Origin of the sequence: Flavobacterium gyeonganense (assembly GCF_029625295.1) — a bacterium.
GTDB classification, from domain to species: domain Bacteria; phylum Bacteroidota; class Bacteroidia; order Flavobacteriales; family Flavobacteriaceae; genus Flavobacterium; species Flavobacterium gyeonganense.
The window spans coordinates 4,645,719-4,664,689 of sequence record NZ_CP121112.1 but is presented as its reverse complement, the minus strand read 5'-3'; the positions used below and the strand labels follow the sequence as shown (position 1 = coordinate 4,664,689).

The window sequence follows — 18,971 nt, the reverse complement described above, 5'->3', positions numbered from 1 at the left end:
TCGAACAGGATCATCGTTTTATTAAGTGGGGTATCCAAAACGGATTAGGTTTTAAAAGTTTTGAATTGGTCAGACGAACATTGAGCTGAATTGAAGTTGTGCATATGCTGAGGAAGAACCACTTATTTATCTTCATCAACTGGAGTCCTGATCGCAGAAGAAAAATAAATCATCCTATTTCTCGAAATTTATTGTTTTACCCTTATAACTACATCTTGCCTTTAATAAATCATTCGAATCATCAGGCTGTTTTCCACCTACAGAGATTGTAAACCATCCCGGTTCAATCACTCGCTGCCCTTTTTTATTTATTAAGGATAGCTGTCGTGGAGTAATTGTAAAACTAACTGTTTTTGTTTCGCCCTTTTTTAGATAAATGCGTTCAAAACCTTCTAATTGCACTATTGGACGTGGAGTAGAAGCTTTCTCGTCTTTTATATATAATTCAACTACTTCATCACCGTCACGATCACCGGTATTGGTTATGTCAACCGATACTTCTAAATTTTTTTCAGCACTAATATCCACTGGAAGTTGTAAGTTACTGTATTTAAATTTTGTATAGCTTAAACCAAATCCAAATGGATAAAGAGGTTTCTTTTGAAAATAACGATAGGTGCGTCCTTTCATATCATAGTTTTCGAAAGGAGGAAGCTGGTCTACTGATTTGTAATACGTAACCGGTAGGCGGCCAGCCGGATTGTAATCTCCAAAAAGCACATCGGCAATTGCATTACCACCTTGTTGACCTGGATATCCCGCAGTTAAAATGGCAGGAACATTATCATTAGCCCAGTTTATAGAAAGCGCACTACCGTTTATTAAAACTAAAATTACTGGTTTTCCGGTTGCTGTAATTGCTTTCATTAGTTCCTCCTGATTAGCCGGCAAGTTAAGACTGGTACGATCACCTCCTTCAAAACCATCTGCTTCGACTTTCATTTCTTCACCTTCAAGACGTTCATTCAATCCTAATACTAAAACTACAGCATCCGCCTGATGCGCAACGTTAACAGCTTCTTTTAAAACATCTTCCTTTGGCTCAGACCATAAAAGCTGTGCTATTGCATCACCATACATATTTTGGTATTTAACTTCTATTTTATATTTTTTTCCGGCTTCCAACTCCATTTTCTGAGGACGAATTCTTGGATGATGGCTGTTTTTTCCACCTGATGTTTTCCCTGTTTCAATATCGATAGTCATAAAAGGCTTGGACCACTCAGAAATATTATAAAGTCCGGTTTTTGGTGCTACAATATATCCAGTCCATTTCACGCTATAGTTACCCATTTTCATGCGCGGATCAGGTGTGTCAATATCCCAGTGAAAATCGATATTATCATCTATGCGTGTAAAAAGAGGTTTTCCCTGACATTCTTTATTGTCAAAATATTCTGCTGTCAGACCTTGCACTCCGTTTTCACTTTGAAGATAAACAGACGGAATAACTTTCATTTCTGGAACTCCTTTAGCAAGATCTGTACCTTTTGCGTATAGTACTTTAGCTTTAGGTTCCAATTTATTTTGAATGCCTTTTAACACCGTTACCGGATTGCTCGGAATACCGCTGTAATTTCCCCATAAAGACTGTGCATCGTTAGCATTTGGTCCTATAACGGCAACCGTTTTGATTTCTTTAGAAAGTGGAAGTGTATTATTCTGATTTTTTAAAAGAACAATACTTTTTTGAGAAGCTACACGGGCCAGCCAATCATGAGCGGAATTGTTGTTGACCGAATAAGGGATTTGTGCATAAGGCACAATCTCCTCAGAATCAAACATACCTAATTTAAAACGGGCCGTAAACAAACGTTTTATCGTAATGTCAATATCAGCTTCTGTAAGCAATTTGCGGTCAAGAGCTTCTTTTAATGATTTATAACTACTTCCACACTCCAAATCTAATCCAGTTTTTACTGCCAAAGCTGAAGCTTCTGCCGCATCATTGGTAATTTTGTGGTATTTCCAAATATCTGTAACAGCACCACAGTCAGAAACAATGTACCCCTTAAATCCCCAATCATTTCGAAGAATATTGAACAGGAATGGGCTTGCACTGGCAGATTCTCCTCTAAAACGATTATATGCTCCCATTACAGAATAAACATGACCTTCTTTTACCAAAGTACGAAAAGCAGGAAGATATGTTTCATACAGATCGATATCGCTGGTTTCAGCATTAAAATGATGACGAGAAGGTTCAGGACCTGAGTGAACTGCATAATGTTTAGCAGTAGCAATTACTTTAAAATATTTTTCATCAGTTCCCTGAAGACCGGTAACATATTTAAGTCCCAATTGACTGGTAAGAAAAGGGTCCTCGCCATATGTTTCATGTCCGCGGCCCCATCGTGGATCACGAAAAATATTAACATTTGGTGACCAGAATGTCAATCCCTGATACATTCCGTGTTGTCCTCTTCTCAAATATTCGTGATGTTTGGCACGCGCTTCATCAGAAATGGCATTGGCAACATCAAAAATTAATTGGCGATCCCAGGATGATGCAATTGAAATAGATTGTGGAAAAACGGTTGCATATCCTGCACGGGCAACTCCATGTAACGATTCATTCCACCAATTATATTCCGGTATCCCCAAGCGTTCAATAGCTGGTGAAGAATCCATCAATTGACTGATTTTTTCATCTATCGACATTCTGGATACCAAATCGTCGACACGCTCTTCAGTAGTTAAATTTGGATTGTTAAACGGAAATTTTTTCTGTGCGAAGGTGCTTAATGCTAAAAAGTTCAACATAAACACAAGACAATATACTTTTCTCATTGAGTTTTTTGCAAATATTTAAGGTTATAGTTTTTTATGTAATGATATTTTTAATCTAAAAGATTATGGATGGCACATTACTTTAATAATTGCAAAATTAGATGTTTATATCTTTCAGCTTGGGATAAATTGCTATTTAAGGGATGCTGTAAAGCTTGTATTTAATTTTTTAAATTTTTTAAAATTATATAGAATGGGTACAAAATACTATTTAAAGGGGGGTATTTAGCTACTGACAGAGTGTGCTTAAGGTTCCTAAAAGAATTTTGATATTTTTGTCTTTGTGCTAAAGCTAATAAAATTATAAATGTTGAAACGAAATATACTTCTGATCTTTTATTATTTGATTTGTACCCTTTGTACAGCTCAGCCATCTGGTATTTTGACTCATTTTTCAAATGATTTAAAGTTAAGCCAGTCACGTATTCTGGGTATTCAACAAGATGAGAAGGGATTTATTTGGCTGGGAACATTCAACGGTTTGATTCGTTATGACGGAAATACTTTTCAAAACTTCAGGGTAGAAAAAAACTCATCATTAGACTTAATGTCAAATCGTGTATCTAAATTTAAGTTTGATATAAACGGGCAAATCTGGATTCAGTCTGAAAAAAATGACATCTATTATTTTGATACACATCAATTAAGGTTTCATTCTCCAATTGAGAAAAAAGCTGGTAAATCTTCTAATACTGCCTTTACAAAGTTCAAAGTGATGCCATCGGGTAAAGTATGGATATTTCCGGAAGATAAAAATTACCTGATTCTTTTCCAAAATAATAAACAGACCCGACAAATTGCTTTTGATCCTTCAAAATATTGTGGTGTAATTGGAGATGTTTTTGAAGATACCTCAGGAACAACCTGGTTTTTGACGCATGCAGGAATTTGTCGTTTAAATAAAGCGGGAACTGCTCCGGAATATTTTTTCTCAAATATGTCTGGACATTCCGGAAAATCATATTCAGTTAATTCAGTTCTGGAAACAAAAGAGGATGTATGGTTTGGAGGAGGAAAGGGCAAATTTACACGTTACACTAAGAAAACAAATACTTTCTTTGACTTTGAACTGAATATAAAGGAAGATATTGCTTTAATAAAACTTGTAGGCAACAGCAAAGTGCTAATATTAACGAGTGAGCAAAGTTTTTACTATTATGACATAAAGACTGGAAAACTGGATGTTTACAACAGCAAAGCATTATCAGGTTTTCCTAGCGAGAAAATCAATTACTTGGGAGTAACGAACTCACGCCAGTTTTGGTTCGAAACCCCAAATTCAGGTGTGTATCAATTTGATTTGGCTACCAGGAAGCTAAAATATATGCAGGTCGATTCAGGTGGTCCTCCTATAGTTGGCGCAGAACAGAAAAGTTTTCTGCTTACTTCGCCAGATGGAACAGTGTGGATTCAGTCGCATAAAGGACCATTTGCTTATTGGGATGAAAAACAAAACAAACTGTTTTCTATAATGCGATGCATTAAAGAGTCAAAAGAGACGGTCTCTGATGTGATGCATACAGCAACTTTTGATGAGCTGGGGAATTTGTGGTTCTGTTCATTCAAACAGGGATTGGATCTTATAACATTTAATAATCGTAATTTTTCAACATTAAATTTAGAATCGGGTAATCCTCAAAAGCATAACGTTCGAAGCCTGATGAGCGACAAAAATGGCAATCTTTGGGTAGCCAGCCGTGCTGAAAATATTGCCATATTCAATCCTCAAAAAAAGAAGATTGGAATGTTAGGACCTGATGGCTCGTTGTCCAATGAAAGCATCGGATGGGGAGCTGATATTTATAGTATGATGGAGGATACCAATGGCAGAATATGGATTGGAACACGAGGTAACGGATTATTTTGCCTGACACCAGCAGGACATTCTTTTAAATATAAAGTAAGTCATTGTAAATATGATGAGAAAGATATTTACAGCATTAATTCAGATGATATTTATAAAATATTTCAGGCATCAAATGGTCAAATTTATGTGACAACCTGGGGCGGGGGAATTAATCTGATCCGTCAATCCAATAATGGTTTTCGTTTTATTAACCACAAAAACGAACTAAAAAATTATCCCATAAAAAATGCGGATAAAGTTCGCTCAATAGTTGAAAACAAAGAACACGAATTGTTTTTTATCTCCTCTTATAAATTGTTTTCTTTTTCAGCAGAAAATAAATCACCTTATAAAATCCAATTTAAAGAGTTTTCGCAGGTTTCGGGCAATGATATTTTGGATGTTCTGATAACTTCAGATAACCGATTAGCATTAGCTACCAATGGAAAAGGCTTAATTCTGGCCGATTTAGATAAGAAAGGGCAATTAAAAGTTAAGCCTATTTGGAACAAAAATATTGCTTTTCCTCTTGAAGGAGTTGTGGCCTTGCAAGAAGACAAATTAGGCAAAATTTGGCTTATGAGTGACAATCAGGTAGTTCGGTTTGATCCTAAAAAAAATAGTGCCGAAACATTTCCGGAACTGAAATCGATTATCGGTACCGAAATATTTTCAGAAGCCACAAAATGCCAACTTGCGAATGGAGAAATTGTTGTAGGATATTCGGACGGAGCACTTTATTTTAAACCGGAAGCGATTAAACCCTTTCAATTTAAACCTTATTTGGCGATATCGGGATTTTCTGTTAATGACAAACAGCTCCACGAAATCAATCCCGAAACTCCCGGAAATCCAGATTTAATTAAAGAAGTTACACTCCAGCATGACCAGAATTTTTTCAGGGTTCAAATTTCCGCCTTAGATTACATCAAAAGCGAGAATATTGTGTATCGTTACAAGCTGGAAGGTGTTGATAAACAATGGAATTATCTTAAAGGAGGGCAGTCTATTAATTACACCAATTTAGATCGTGGAAAATATACGCTTATTGTATCCTCTACAAATGGGCACAATTTATGGGCAGATAATGAGAGACGAATTGAAATCACTATTCGTCCTTCAATTTGGGGAACTCACTTCGCATACTTCTGTTATTTGTTATTGGCTGTAGGTTTATTTTTAGTGGTCAATCGTGCAGTTCTTACCATATTAAAACTGCGAAATGATGTGGAATTACAGAAGCAAATGGGGGAATTAAAATTGAAATTCTTTACCGATATTTCACATGAAATCAGGACTCCTCTTACCATGATTACTGCGCCTTTAGAGATTATGCTTTCGGATGATGAAATAAAAAAATCAGTAAAAGACCAGCTTCGCATTATTGAAAAAAACAGTAATAAATTGTTGAATTTGGTTAATCAAATTTTAGATTTAAGAAGAATTCAGGACAGAAAGCTAGTTGTTAGTGAAGTAAATTTAGCTGATTTTGCAACGAAAGTATGCGAAAATTTTAGTGAAATGAGCATACAGCGCAATATAGAATTGAAAGTAAATAGCAGTGCTACAAAATCAAATGTATGGGCTGACCCGGATAGTTTGGATAAAATTTTGGTCAACCTGCTTTCAAATGCATTTAAATATTGCCATAAAGGGGATACAATTCAGGTAGAAATAGAAGACACGGAAAAACAGGTGGTTTTAAAGGTTAATGATAACGGGCCGGGTATCAGTCCGATACTTCAGAAACGATTGTTTATACGTTTTTCAAACTACAACGAAAATCCATATAATCCAAGTACCGGCATAGGTCTTTCTATTGTAAAGGATTTAGCAGATAAACATGGCGCAAGTATTTTAATTGAAAGCACACCCGGTAAGGGAAGCAGTTTTCAAATTTGTTTCTTAAAAGGTTACAAGCATTTTACTGAAGATGTGGATATTTTATTTGAAGAAGATGAAGCAGAATTAGTAAATGATGTAAGATTTGAAGCCGATCCAGACCCAATGATATTTGAAGAAGTAGAAAAAGAATTGCCGGTAGGATTGATTGTAGAAGATGATCCTGAATTGAGAGGATTTATTGTTTCTGTTTTAGAAAAAGAGTATACCATTTATGTAGCAGAAAATGGTATAGAAGGAAATTCAAAGGCTGCAGCATTATCCCCTGATTTCATCATCAGTGATATTATGATGCCACATATGGATGGTATAGAAATGCTTAAATTAATCAGGAATAACTTTGCAACCAGCCATATTCCCGTGATTTTGCTTAGTGCAAAAACAGCAATTGAAAGTAAATTGGAAGGAATGGAATATGGTGCTGATGATTATATAACCAAGCCATTTAATGTGAGTTTTTTACAGGCACGGGTTAAGAATGTTTTGAAGCAGCGTGTACGCCTTCAGAATTTGTATTCGACAGGTAACATGACTGAAATTTCAGAAGAGGAACCTTTGCAAATTTCTAATAAGGATCATAAGTTCATGTTTCAGGTGATTAAACTGGTAAAAGAAAATATGTCTAAATCAGATTTTTCAGTTGATGAATTAGGAAGATTAATGTGTATGTCACGAGCCAGTTTCTTTAATAAACTTAAAAGCATTACAGGCGTTTCTCCAGTCGTATTTATTCGCGACATGCGATTGAATGAAGCGGCCGAGCTTATTAAAAACGAGGATCTGCTAATAAAGGAAATTTGTTTTGAAGTTGGTTTTAATGACCTGAAATATTTTGGAAAATGTTTTAGAGCAAAATTTAACCATACACCTGCAGAATATAGAAGACAGTTTCGTTAATAAAATTTTACAATGGAATCAAAGTGTCATCCTGAGCGGAGTCGAAGGCTCGCTTAATTCTAAAGTTTTTTTGACTGTGATGACTCATTGGAATGTGGACTTCGACTCCGCTCTAATTGACATGACCATAGATTTGTAATTACAACGATCATCCTTAGCGGAGTTGAAAAACTTATTTACTTTAAAGCTTTTGCTTATACTAATCTATTGTAATGGCTTCAACTTCGCTGAGTATTAGAATAGTTATACAAATACTAAAAGATAAATTTTTTCTTTTTCACAATCCTTTACAGATCTCCTAAACTTAATTTTGAGTTAAATAAATAGAAGTGCCTTTTATTTATTCATTTTTTTTCACTTAATGCGAAAATATCCTAATTAATTGCCTATTCCTCAATTATTCCTACTCAAATTAGTGATTTCACCCTCCTCGAAAAGCAATATTTACACCAAATTACAATTCGCTATCTCTAGTTTTGCCTTATAACTAACATTTTTAACTAATTCTTAACTAACTAATAAACCAAGCTTATGAAACAGACCAGCACTTTCATTCTATTATTAATTGGCATATCTGTAGCGTTCTACAGGCACATCTTAGCCAGAAAATAAAAGTTTTCAATTTTAAATGATATGATATGAAAAACATAAAAAAAATAATATTAGGAGTAGGTGCAACTCTTCTTATGATGACTTCCTGCTCTAGTGATGAAATGAAATATGACCCCTCAGTGGTAAGAGATTATGCGCTTCAGCTGAATGGCAATCCCTGGAATATAAATGTTGGTATTACAACAAGACCAATTTTCGTTTATAAAGATAATGGTGAATATTTTGGGAATTACAGTTCGCTTTATCGTTTTGCACTTGAGAAAGGAAGTTACAAGTTCATTGCTTCTGATATTCCTGCAGAAATGGTTCCTCTACCAGTTAACCTAAATGATTTTATTGTTCCGCAATCGATCAATGCTGATCAAAAAGTGAATCTATCGGCAGTAGTTCCTTATGCAACGCCATTCGAGGAAAAACTTAACATGAACATCCTTACGAGAACAGGCACATTACGATTGAAGTCAAAAGACATCGTAGCAGATCCAAGCTATTCTGTTATAAAAACAACTGTTTTTGTAAAACGTAACGGATACAAAGTTTCTGACGAAACCTTCGTGAAAGGAGACATGTCGGTTTCCAGATCTAAGAAGACTACTACAGGTGGTATTAATTACTTAGACGATTTTATTGTATTTCAGACTGATGAAGCAGCGAATAATGTTACTGTTCGTATAGAGTTTATGACTGCAGATTTAGTTGTGGTAAAAACAAAAGAAATTGAAGGCTCTTTTCCAATTTTAGGAAATGGGGTTACTAATGTCGATTTTAACCTCAATGATGCAGATACACCTATTATTAAAGATTACGTAGTAACTATTAATGGAGTTGTACAGGTTAATAAATAAAATTGAATGATGAACAGATTTAAAAAATCTAAATCTAAATAAAATATAGTAGTTATGATAAAAAAACATATCATGAGCACATTAATCGTCTTGTTCCTGACGATTAGCGGTTATGCTCAGGAAATAACTGTGACGGGAGTTGTGAGAGATAAAATGGGCTCGATTCCAGGCGCAACAATTATTGTTAAAAATGAAAAAGCAAATACTACCAGTGATTTTGACGGAAAGTTTTCAATTAAAGTAATCAACCCTAAAACAGCTGTTTTGGTGGTTAAGTTTATTGGTCTTGAAGATATTGCAATACCGTTAAATGGTCGTACATCAGGAATTAACATCGAGATGAAAGAATCGACAAGCGAATTGAATGAAGTAGTAGTAATTGGTTACGGAACACAAAAACGTGGAAACCTGACGGGTGCAGTTTCGAGTATAAAAGGAACAGTATTAGAAAAAGTTCCAACCAGTTCTGTAGCGGAAGCTTTGGTTGGTAAATTACCAGGTGTTCAGATTACTTCGGCTGATGGTTCTCCTGGTTCTGAAATCATGATACGAATTCGTGGTGGAGGTTCTATCACCCAGGATAATTCGCCTTTAATTTTGGTTGATGGGTTTGAAGTGGCTACTCTAAATGACATTCCGCCAACTGATATCGAATCTGTGGAAGTATTAAAAGATGCCGCATCTACTGCTATATATGGTGCCCGTGGTGCTAACGGAGTTATTTTAGTGACTACAAAAAATCCTAGAATAGGTAAGGTTTCTATAAATATTAACAGTTATATGCAAATCAAAACCTTAGCGAACCGTCTGGATGTAATGGATCCTTATGAATATGTTATGATGCAATATGAATATGAAAAAGGAAGATCCTCAAATCCAACTGCTTTTTACAACCGCTACGGACAGGCTAATGAAATGTATATTTATAAAGGAGACAAGGGAACAGACTGGCAGGACGAGATTTTTGGAAGTAATCCAATTACTAAATACTTAGACTTTAGTATGAATGGCGGTAATGAAAAAACCAAATTTAAGTTTGCTGTAACAAATCAGGATCAGCCTGGGGTATTGATTGGAACTGGTTTAAAGCAAACCAATATGAACCTAACCCTTAATACAAAACTGTCTGATAAATTTACTTTTGAGTTCCAATCCCGTTTTATAAATCAAACGATCGAAGGTTCAGGTACTGAAGGGGTTAGTTTGCTTGATGCAATACGTCAGGCACCTACAATGGGTTTACAGGATTACATGACATTGCCGGCAGACGACACTTATTTTGATCCTGAAGATTATGAACCTGTGAGACGTTTCAATCCGATACAGCAAGCAGAAAGGAATTATCGTAATCGTACAAAACGTACATTTAATACAGTCGGAGCCCTAACCTGGAATATAATGAAAGGTTTAAGCTTTCGCAGTTCATTCGGTTTTGAATACCAGTATGAAGAAGATGGCCGTTTTTGGGGACTGGAAACGGGTACTTCAAATGCTAATGGCGGTCTGCCGGTAGTAGGCTGGCAAATGACACAAAGTCCACGTACGCAATTAAATAATGTATTGAATTATAATTTTAAAATCAATAAACTTCACGACTTTCAGGTTATGGTGGGTCAGGAAATGAAGGACCAAAGGAGTGCGAGTAAGACTTATTACACAGGATATTTTCCTGCAAATATATCAGCAGAAAAAGCATTGGATAATCTTGCCTTGGGGAAAGGTTTTAATAATGAATCAAAAGAAGGTTCACCTAATAAAATTTCATCTTTTTTCGGTCGTGTAAATTATGGTTATGATGACAGGTATCTTGCAACATTTACTATTCGTGCCGATGGTTCTACAAAGTTTGGTCCGGATAATCGCTGGGGAGTGTTTCCGGCTGCAGCGTTTGCCTGGAGAATGTCAAATGAAAAATTCTTAAAAGAGAGTACAACTATTTCAAATTTAAAATTGCGTTTAAGTTATGGGGTTTCGGGTAATGACCGAATTGATGGGGATTTGTATGCTAAATATTATGGAGTTTCACAAAACAGGTCAGTAGGTTGGGGAGAAACTAGCCATTACTACTATAATTTTTATAATCCTGATGGCAAGGTAGCGTATTTAAATAATCCTAATGTGAAATGGGAAACAACTTATACTGCAAATTTGGGTGTAGATTTTGGTTTTTTTAAAGAACGAATTACAGGTAATGTCGAAATTTACCAAAATACTGTAAAAGATTTGTTAGTGCCTTCTGATATTCCCGGATCATCAGGTTTTAGTAAAATCATGACCAACGTTGGGCAGACATCTAATAAAGGAATTGAATTTGCCATTAATGCCAATGTGGTGCAGCAAAAAGATTTTCACCTGGATGTAAATTTCAACATTGGATATAATAAGAATAAAATTGATGCACTATCAAGTGGAGAAAATGAATGGATCCTTAGCTCTGGATGGGCAGGAACACAATTGCTAAATGATGACGATTACAGAGCTTATGTAGGCGGTACAAAAGGTTTGATTTATGGGTTTGTTAATGATGGTTTTTATACCATGGATGATTTCGATTCATTTGATCCATTAACAAAAACATGGAAACTGAAAGAAGGTGTCGTAAACTCCAAAAACCTGTCAGGTGATCCGCGCCCCGGAAATGCTAAATTTAAAAAATTGTCGCCTGTTGATCCATCAGATTCCAATACGTATGTAATTGGTGCAAACGACAGAAAAGTTATTGGTGATACTAACCCAAAATATTCAGGAGGTTTTGGACTGAATGCAGTATGGAAAAATTTTGATTTGTCTACTTTTTTCAATTTTGTATATGGGTTTGATGTTTTCAACGCAAACAAAGTGATGATGACTTCGTGGTATCAAAATAACCAAAATAATTTGGGGATGGAAGTATCGCTGGAGAACCGCTGGAGAAATTTTGATGATATGGGGAACGATTTACGTTATTCTCCAGCATTATTAGCCGACTTTAATAAAGATGCTACGATGTGGAATCCAACTTCTATTGGGCGCCCTATTGCTTCTTCTTATGCAGTTGAAAAAGGTTCTTTTTTACGATTGAATACACTTTCATTAGGATATACTATTCCATTAAATATTACCCAAAAATTGATATTCAACAGAGTTCGTCTGTATGCAACCGGTACTAATTTATTTGTATGGACAAATTACTCCGGCTATGATCCTGAAGTTAACCTCTCAAAGGGATTGACATCTAACATTGATTATAATGCGTATCCAAGAACAAGAAATTATACTTTGGGGGCTCAGTTATCATTTTAATTAAATTAAAACTTAAATTATGAATAAAAAGATATTATTAAGTATGCTATTTAGTTTCGCACTATGCTTTACAGCTTGCGATGATTATCTAGAGGTACATCCGGCAACCGGTTTTACTGAGGCTGAAGTTTTTGGTTCAGAAAGTGAAATAAAATCAGCCGTGGCAGGGGTGTATACACTTATGCTGACCGACGATGCCTATTCAAATAGACTTGCTTTTGTTTTTAATCCGAATACCGATGTAGAGATGGCAGCGGTAAGTTCTAATACAGTAAATGTGAATGGTTCTGACATTGCCTGTTTCGAACCAAAACCTTACTGGACAACTTTGAATTCTACCTGGAATGCTATGTACAGAATTATCAATAACGCCAATGATGTTATTCAGGGAATTGAAGGTTCCGATCTTTTTAAGAACGCCAGTAAAACCGAGCCTTCAAATATCACACAGATGTATGGAGAGGTTAAAACACTTCGTGCAATGGTATATTTAGATATGATACGCATTTGGGGTGATGTTGTGTTTCGTACTACATCATCTACGGGTGATGATGATTTTAGGGTAGGAGTTACGGATAGAAACAAAATTCTTGAATTTCTAATCGATGATTTAAAGTCTGCTGAGCCGTTAATGCAATATGCAAGCGCAATAGATTATGGTCCGGAGCGTGCATCAAGAAGCTTTAACCAGGGTTTGATTGGTTTACTTGCACTTACCCGCGGAGGATGGACTTTGCGTCCTGATAGTGATCCGGCAAGTATTGGTCATATGGTTCGTGGAGAAAACCATGAATTGTATTATGATATTGCCATCCAATACCTGGGTAAAGTAATTAATGAAGGTCAGCATGACCTGAAATTGAGTTACCGTAATTTTTGGATTGGGCAAAACAATTGGCAAAAAATGGTTAATGATGACGTTATATTTTCATTACCATTATTAAGAGGTGTTTCCGGTGAATATGGTTATGCTGTTGGTATTCCGATTGTGGAGGGAAACCATGCTTACGGAAGCGCTTCAGGAAATGTTAATTTAGCAGGAACCTATTTGTACTCGTTTGATAGCAAAGATTTGAGACGTGATATCACTTGCGCACCTTATTCGTATGACGCAAATTTGAAACAGGTAATTCGTTTGGATTTAGCTAAGTTGGCTGTTGGAAAATGGTCAAAACTTTACACCTCTCCACTTGGCAGTACAAGTCAAAAAGGAACAGGTATCAACTACTCATGGATGCGATTTGCTGATGTACTCTTGATGTACGCAGAAGCTGTTAATGAAAGATTTGGACCGCGCCAGGATGCTCAGGAAGCTTTAAAAAGAGTGCGCCGCAGAGCATTCAGTCAGGCAGACTGGGCAGCAAAAGTAGATGGTTACGTAGCTTCCAAATCAAATCCTGATTTATTTTTTCAGGCGATTATGGATGAGCGTGCCTGGGAACTTGGCGGAGAAAGCAAGCGTAAGTTTGACTTAGCACGCTGGAATAAATATAGTGAAGTAATTTACAATCAATACAACAAATTTGTGAACTGGGGCAAGGTAGCCAATGGTGCTTATGTGCCTGGTGTAGATAATGTTCCGGGAAGTGTTTACTGGAAAGAGATTCCAAATCCGGACGCTAATAACCCAAGTAAAATAATTTTAGATACCAAAGGAATTGATCCTGTTTTACAAGCTAAACCAGCAGGATATACAGAGACACTTTTTGCAACAAAATGGTATGCATTAAATAATGATACTCAGGCTTATGAACCAAATAACGAAATTAAATGGAGTTTTAGAGGTTTCATAAATTTCAACAATGCTGCAAGTAAATCTCCCAATGATCCATTACGTTATTTATGTCCTTATCCTTCTAAAGTGATTTCGGATCATCGCGGAGCTATTCAAAATTATTATGGTTTTAACTATTAATTGAATTAATTTATGAAAAATTCAAAAAGAGCAATTTATATTTTATCATTCTTCAGCATGATTTTGCTTGGAGGAATGTTAAACTCTTGCCAGCAAGACGAATTTGCTTATGCAAAGGTTGGGGATTTGTTTCAGCCTAAGTTTGTGCTTACCGCGCCTGTGGTTAAAAGTAATTCTATTGCTGTAGTATGGTACAAAGTAAATGATGCTGTTTCCTATACGGTAGAATTACACTTAGACAATTACTATTCCAGTTTGTTCAAATCGTATACGATTACAGATACACAAATTTTGATGGACGATATTCCGTATAAAACGCAATTTTATATTAGGGTTCGTGCGAATAGCGAAAATGCTAAATTCAATTCTCAATGGGCTTACACAAATGCTTTGACAGAAGATCGTCCGGCATATGCCCAAATATTGAAACCTGTAGAGAAAGTAAATATAACTGAAACTGAAGTAACCGTAAACTGGACAGTAGATGCAGCAAATCCGGTTGATAGTATTTCTGTGGCACCAGCTCAGTCTAAGGAAATTCCGGCTATCGGACGCAAACTAACAGATGCAGAAAAAGCGAATGGACAAGCTAAAATTGAAGGTCTGGAAAAAAGTACAGCCTACACTGTAAATGTTTATGACAATAATAAGCCACGTATTTATGATAGACCATACAATCAGGTAAATTTTCGTTCGGCAGGACCATCAGCAGGACAAATTTTGGTGATGAAAGGGGATGATTTAGATGCATTGCTGAAAAAAAACAATACTGATGCTACAATTCCGGAAGGAACTGAATATTTTCTCGAAGCAGGTTCGTTATTCAAGATTACCCCATTTACTATTTCAAAAGGTTTTAAACTTACGGGAGGTACACAGGGAGCAATGCCTCAAATTGAAATGAATGGAAACTGGAATATTACAGAAGGATCCTTTTTGACCTCATTAGCATTTGAAAACATTCGTTTTTATCAGACCATTGATGCCAGTTATTTCTTTAATAGTGGAACTTCATGGACGATTGGGGAAATTACATTCTACAATTGTGTGTTTAATAATTTCAAACGTGGTTTCTGGAGACATCAGGGAAGTGGAAAATATAAAGAAGTAGGGAACTTTGAGATGACCTATTGTACTTTGGATGAAGTTGGTGGTCATTCCGGAACCTATGGAACCTTTGTTCTGGGTTCAGCAGGAGCAGACAACTTCAAAAGAGCAGTTTTTAATAACTGTACTTTTATGAGAGATTATTATGGAACAACCAATAATACCTACAACTTTAAAAACTTGTTTGATTATGGTACATCTACTTATCCAATTTATTTAGAATACAGTAATGTAACGATTTATGATTATGCTTATAACCGTTCCTTGATTAATATCCCGGCAGCTGTAGGGTCTACGTTAGTTTTCAAGAATGTATTATTAGCTTCTGCCAGTGGTAAACTAATTCAGGCAATTGCTGCAGGCAGTACAACTTCTTTCAGTAATAACTATACCACTACAAATTATCTGCTGGGACCTGCGGCTATTCAGGGCACTGCATTAGGAATAAGTGCACAGGACTTGTTCGTAAATCCAAAAGCAGGAGATTTAACAATTAAAGATCCAAACTCTCCAATTGTTATAAACAAAGTAGGCGATCTTAGATGGCTTCCTTAATTCCTGCTGGTTAATTGTTTAGTTAAAAAAAGAAGTATCCCAACCCCGGATACTTCTTTTCCTACCATGTTTTTTCTAATGCTGATACTCCATACAATGAGTTTGCAGACAATCAGTGCCTCTTATATAAATGTTTTTTAGTAAAAACATGATGATTAAATCTATTTAAAATGAAATTAAAACAATTAGTACTGTCCATTGGTTTGACAGTTTATGGATTAGGAGCAAATGCTCAGGGATGGAATGGTGACTTAGGAAACGGAAAGTACAAGAACCCTATTTTACATGTGGATTATTCAGATCCGGATGTATGTGCGGGGAAAGATGGTTATTATATGACCGCTTCCAGTTTCAACAGTTCTCCGGGACTTCCTGTTCTTCATTCAAATGATCTGGTAAACTGGGAATTAATTGGATATGCATTACAAAATCAATTTCCTGTAGAACATTATCAAACTGTTCGTCACGGAGATGGTGTCTGGGCTCCATCAATTCGCTATCATAATGGTGAATATTATATTTACTGGGGTGATCCTGATTTTGGAATCTACATGGTCAAAACTAAAGACCCTGCCGGTGTTTGGGAAGAGCCGGTATTGGTAAAAGAAGCAAAAGGAATCATTGATACCTGTCCGTTTTGGGATGAGGATGGAAAAGCGTATCTGTCTTATGCATTTGCAGGAAGCCGTGCTGCTGTAAAAACCGTTTTAATGTTGTCAGAACTTACGCCAGATGGTACCAGATTAATTGGTAATCCGGCGATGGTCTTTGACGGACATAATGGTCATACCACTGTAGAAGGTTCTAAAATGTACAAGAAAGATGGCTATTACTGGGTTATGGCTCCTGCCGGAGGTGTAAAACCGGGATGGCAATTGGCTATGCGTTCTAAAAATGTTTGGGGGCCTTATGAGTCAAAAATTGTTTTGCATCAGGGTGATACAAAAATGAACGGACCACATCAGGGTGGATATATTGAAACACCAAACGGAGACGGATGGTTTATACACTTTCAGGATCGTTGGGCTTATGGGCGAGTTGTGAATCTTCAGCCTGTTACCTGGAAAGAGGGCTGGCCAGTGATGGGAAAAGACAGCAACAATGATGGTATCGGAGAACCCGTTATGGAATATACAAAACCAAATGTTGGTAAAAATTATCCTGCGACTCCATTGGTTACTTCTGATGAGTTCAACAGTCATCAATTGGGATTGCAATGGCAATGGCAGGCTAATCAAAACCCTGGTCAGCAATGGGGATGGTCTTCTGCTAATTTAGGATTTATGCGCCTTAACTGTATTCCACGCAATGAGAATATAAAATCAATGTGGATGATGCCGAATTTGTTATTGCAAAAATTTCCGGGTGCCAATTTTACTGCTACAGCAAAACTTAGTTTCGAAAACAATCCCGATGCAAAAGAATCCGGAACAGGTTTAATAGTGTTTGGTGAAGATTATTCCTATATCGCTATCGAACAGGACAAGGATGGAAAATTAAAGTTGGTAGAGCGCCAGATGAAAAACGCCAGGACTTCTAAAGATATCGAGACAGAAATAACTTCTATTCCTATTGATCAAAAAAATGTGTTTTTCCGTGCCAAAGTTCAAATGGTGCAAAACATAGAGCCTTATGATGGTAAAGTCACTTTTTATTACAGTACCGACGGCAAAAAATTCAAAGAGTTTGGGAAATCTTTCAAACCAAGCGCAGGACGTTGGGTAGGAGCAAAAATTGGACTTTTTGCAACAGGAACGAAACTGATTAGTGACAGCAGTTATGCAGATTATGATTGGTTTAGAGTAGAAGAAAATTAAAAATATGATACGTAAAATCAAATATTGTGTGCTTTTATCAGTTGTTTGCCATTTGACTTCATTTGGACAATTAAAACAAAATAATAATCAAATTACACCGATTGAATGGGCAAAGAAAATGGCAGATTCCGATCAAAAGCGTACTCCAAATCCGGTATTCCTTGATGGCGTAAAGTTTCCTAAATGGAATTATACAAATGGATTAGTAACGCTTGCGAATCAGAAGCTGTATGATTATACCAAAGAGCAAAAGTACTGGGATTACGGGCTTTCCTATGCTGATCAGCTGATTGATAAGGAAGGAAAGATATTGGGAGGTTATGAACTGGAAAAGTACAGTCTTGATTTAATAAACTCAGGAAAAATACTTTTCGAGATTTATAAGAAAACGGGTGAGGAGCGCTATAAAAGAGCAATGGATACACTCCATAAACAAATGGAAGGCCACCCAAGAAACTCGGATGGCGGTTATTGGCACAAGAAAAGTTATCCGTGGCAAATGTGGCTGGACGGTGTGTATATGGCAGATCCTTTTTCTGCAGAATATGGAGACGTTTTTAATGTTCCGAAGTCCATTGATGATGCCATTTTGCAGGCAGAACTGATTCAAAAACACACCTTTGATTCAAAAACCGGACTGAATTTTCATGGTTATGATGAGAAGAAAGCGCAATTCTGGGCAAATAAAGAAACCGGACGTTCCTCTCACATTTGGGGAAGGGCTCAGGGCTGGTATTGCATGGCTTTGGTGGATATTTTAGATTTCGTTCCAACACACCATCCAAAGAGAAAAGAGTTAATAAAAATAGTGCAAAAAGTATTTACAGCTGTCCGAAGTGCTCAGGAAAAGAATTCAGGAGTTTGGTGGCAGGTAATGGATGAGCCTGGTCGCAAAGGCAATTATCTGGAATCAACCTGTTCGACGATGTTTGTATATTCTTTTGCCAAAGCATATAGAAAAGGATATGTAGGTCCAAAGTTTCTGAAATCGGCTAGAATTGGTTTTAACGGAATCCAGAAACAGTTTATAAAAGAAAATGCAGACGGCACTATTTCGATTACAAAATGCTGTGCCGTTGCCGGATTAGGAGGGAAAAATCCTAAAGATCGTGATGGTTCATTTGAATATTATATTTCAGAACCTATCAGGGATGATGATGCTAAGGCAGTCGGTCCATTTATTATGGCGGGTATTGAATTGCAAAAGATTTTGGACAAAAAATAATTTGAATTGTCACCGACAGAAAAAACAAAATATCTCCATCTAGCCCCGATAGCAGTGGAAATCCTTGTGAGCCGGGGTTCGGCTTACAAGATTGCAACTAATAGCGGGACTATACCGGCTGAAAATACCCGATTTTTCTGCTTCAAAAAATTATAGCAGCGATTAAAACATAAAAATT

8 protein-coding genes are annotated in these 18,971 nt (G+C 36.4%); 7 read left to right on the top strand and 1 reads right to left on the bottom strand.

Annotation, left to right across the window (positions count from 1 at the left end; all coding sequences use genetic code 11):
• Window positions 1-174: 174 nt before the first annotated feature.
• Window positions 175-2,790, bottom strand: coding sequence for a beta-glucosidase (locus tag P5P89_RS19885; protein ID WP_278009885.1), 2,616 nt, complete (start codon window positions 2,788-2,790; stop codon window positions 175-177).
• 307 nt (window positions 2,791-3,097) lie between these two features.
• On the opposite strand from P5P89_RS19885, the gene P5P89_RS19880 reads away from it, so the two are divergent.
• The 7 genes from P5P89_RS19880 (at window position 3,098) to P5P89_RS19850 (ending at window position 18,793) form a co-directional block, all read left to right on the top strand.
• Window positions 3,098-7,435, top strand: a complete 4,338-nt coding sequence (locus P5P89_RS19880) for a hybrid sensor histidine kinase/response regulator transcription factor (RefSeq protein WP_278009884.1) — start codon at window positions 3,098-3,100, stop codon at window positions 7,433-7,435.
• 638 nt (window positions 7,436-8,073) lie between these two features.
• Complete coding sequence (locus P5P89_RS19875) at window positions 8,074-8,892, top strand: hypothetical protein (RefSeq protein ID WP_278009883.1); 819 nt, start codon at window positions 8,074-8,076, stop codon at window positions 8,890-8,892.
• A gap of 72 nt (window positions 8,893-8,964) precedes the next feature.
• Window positions 8,965-12,174, top strand: coding sequence for a SusC/RagA family TonB-linked outer membrane protein (locus P5P89_RS19870; protein ID WP_278009882.1), 3,210 nt, complete (start codon window positions 8,965-8,967; stop codon window positions 12,172-12,174).
• A gap of 19 nt (window positions 12,175-12,193) precedes the next feature.
• A complete protein-coding gene (locus P5P89_RS19865; protein WP_278009881.1) occupies window positions 12,194-14,089 on the top strand; it encodes a RagB/SusD family nutrient uptake outer membrane protein in 1,896 nt (631 codons plus the stop codon).
• 12 nt (window positions 14,090-14,101) lie between these two features.
• Complete coding sequence (locus P5P89_RS19860) at window positions 14,102-15,751, top strand: DUF5123 domain-containing protein (RefSeq protein WP_278009880.1); 1,650 nt, start codon at window positions 14,102-14,104, stop codon at window positions 15,749-15,751.
• 170 nt (window positions 15,752-15,921) lie between these two features.
• Entirely contained in the window at window positions 15,922-17,568 is a 1,647-nt protein-coding gene (locus tag P5P89_RS19855) for a glycoside hydrolase family 43 protein (RefSeq protein WP_278009879.1), read from the top strand.
• 4 nt (window positions 17,569-17,572) lie between these two features.
• Window positions 17,573-18,793: a glycoside hydrolase family 88/105 protein gene (locus tag P5P89_RS19850; RefSeq protein WP_278009878.1), complete on the top strand. Its 1,221-nt coding sequence runs from the start codon at window positions 17,573-17,575 to the stop codon at window positions 18,791-18,793.
• Window positions 18,794-18,971 lie beyond the last annotated feature (178 nt).

Coding starts and splice junctions, on each gene's coding strand:
- P5P89_RS19870 (WP_278009882.1), top strand. CDS start 8,965: ATGAGCACATTAATCGTCTTGTTCCTGACGATTAGCGGTTATGCTCAG.
- P5P89_RS19860 (WP_278009880.1), top strand. CDS start 14,102: ATGAAAAATTCAAAAAGAGCAATTTATATTTTATCATTCTTCAGCATG.
- P5P89_RS19855 (WP_278009879.1), top strand. CDS start 15,922: ATGAAATTAAAACAATTAGTACTGTCCATTGGTTTGACAGTTTATGGA.
- P5P89_RS19880 (WP_278009884.1), top strand. CDS start 3,098: ATGTTGAAACGAAATATACTTCTGATCTTTTATTATTTGATTTGTACC.
- P5P89_RS19865 (WP_278009881.1), top strand. CDS start 12,194: ATGAATAAAAAGATATTATTAAGTATGCTATTTAGTTTCGCACTATGC.
- P5P89_RS19850 (WP_278009878.1), top strand. CDS start 17,573: ATGATACGTAAAATCAAATATTGTGTGCTTTTATCAGTTGTTTGCCAT.
- P5P89_RS19885 (WP_278009885.1), bottom strand. CDS start 2,790: ATGAGAAAAGTATATTGTCTTGTGTTTATGTTGAACTTTTTAGCATTA.
- P5P89_RS19875 (WP_278009883.1), top strand. CDS start 8,074: ATGAAAAACATAAAAAAAATAATATTAGGAGTAGGTGCAACTCTTCTT.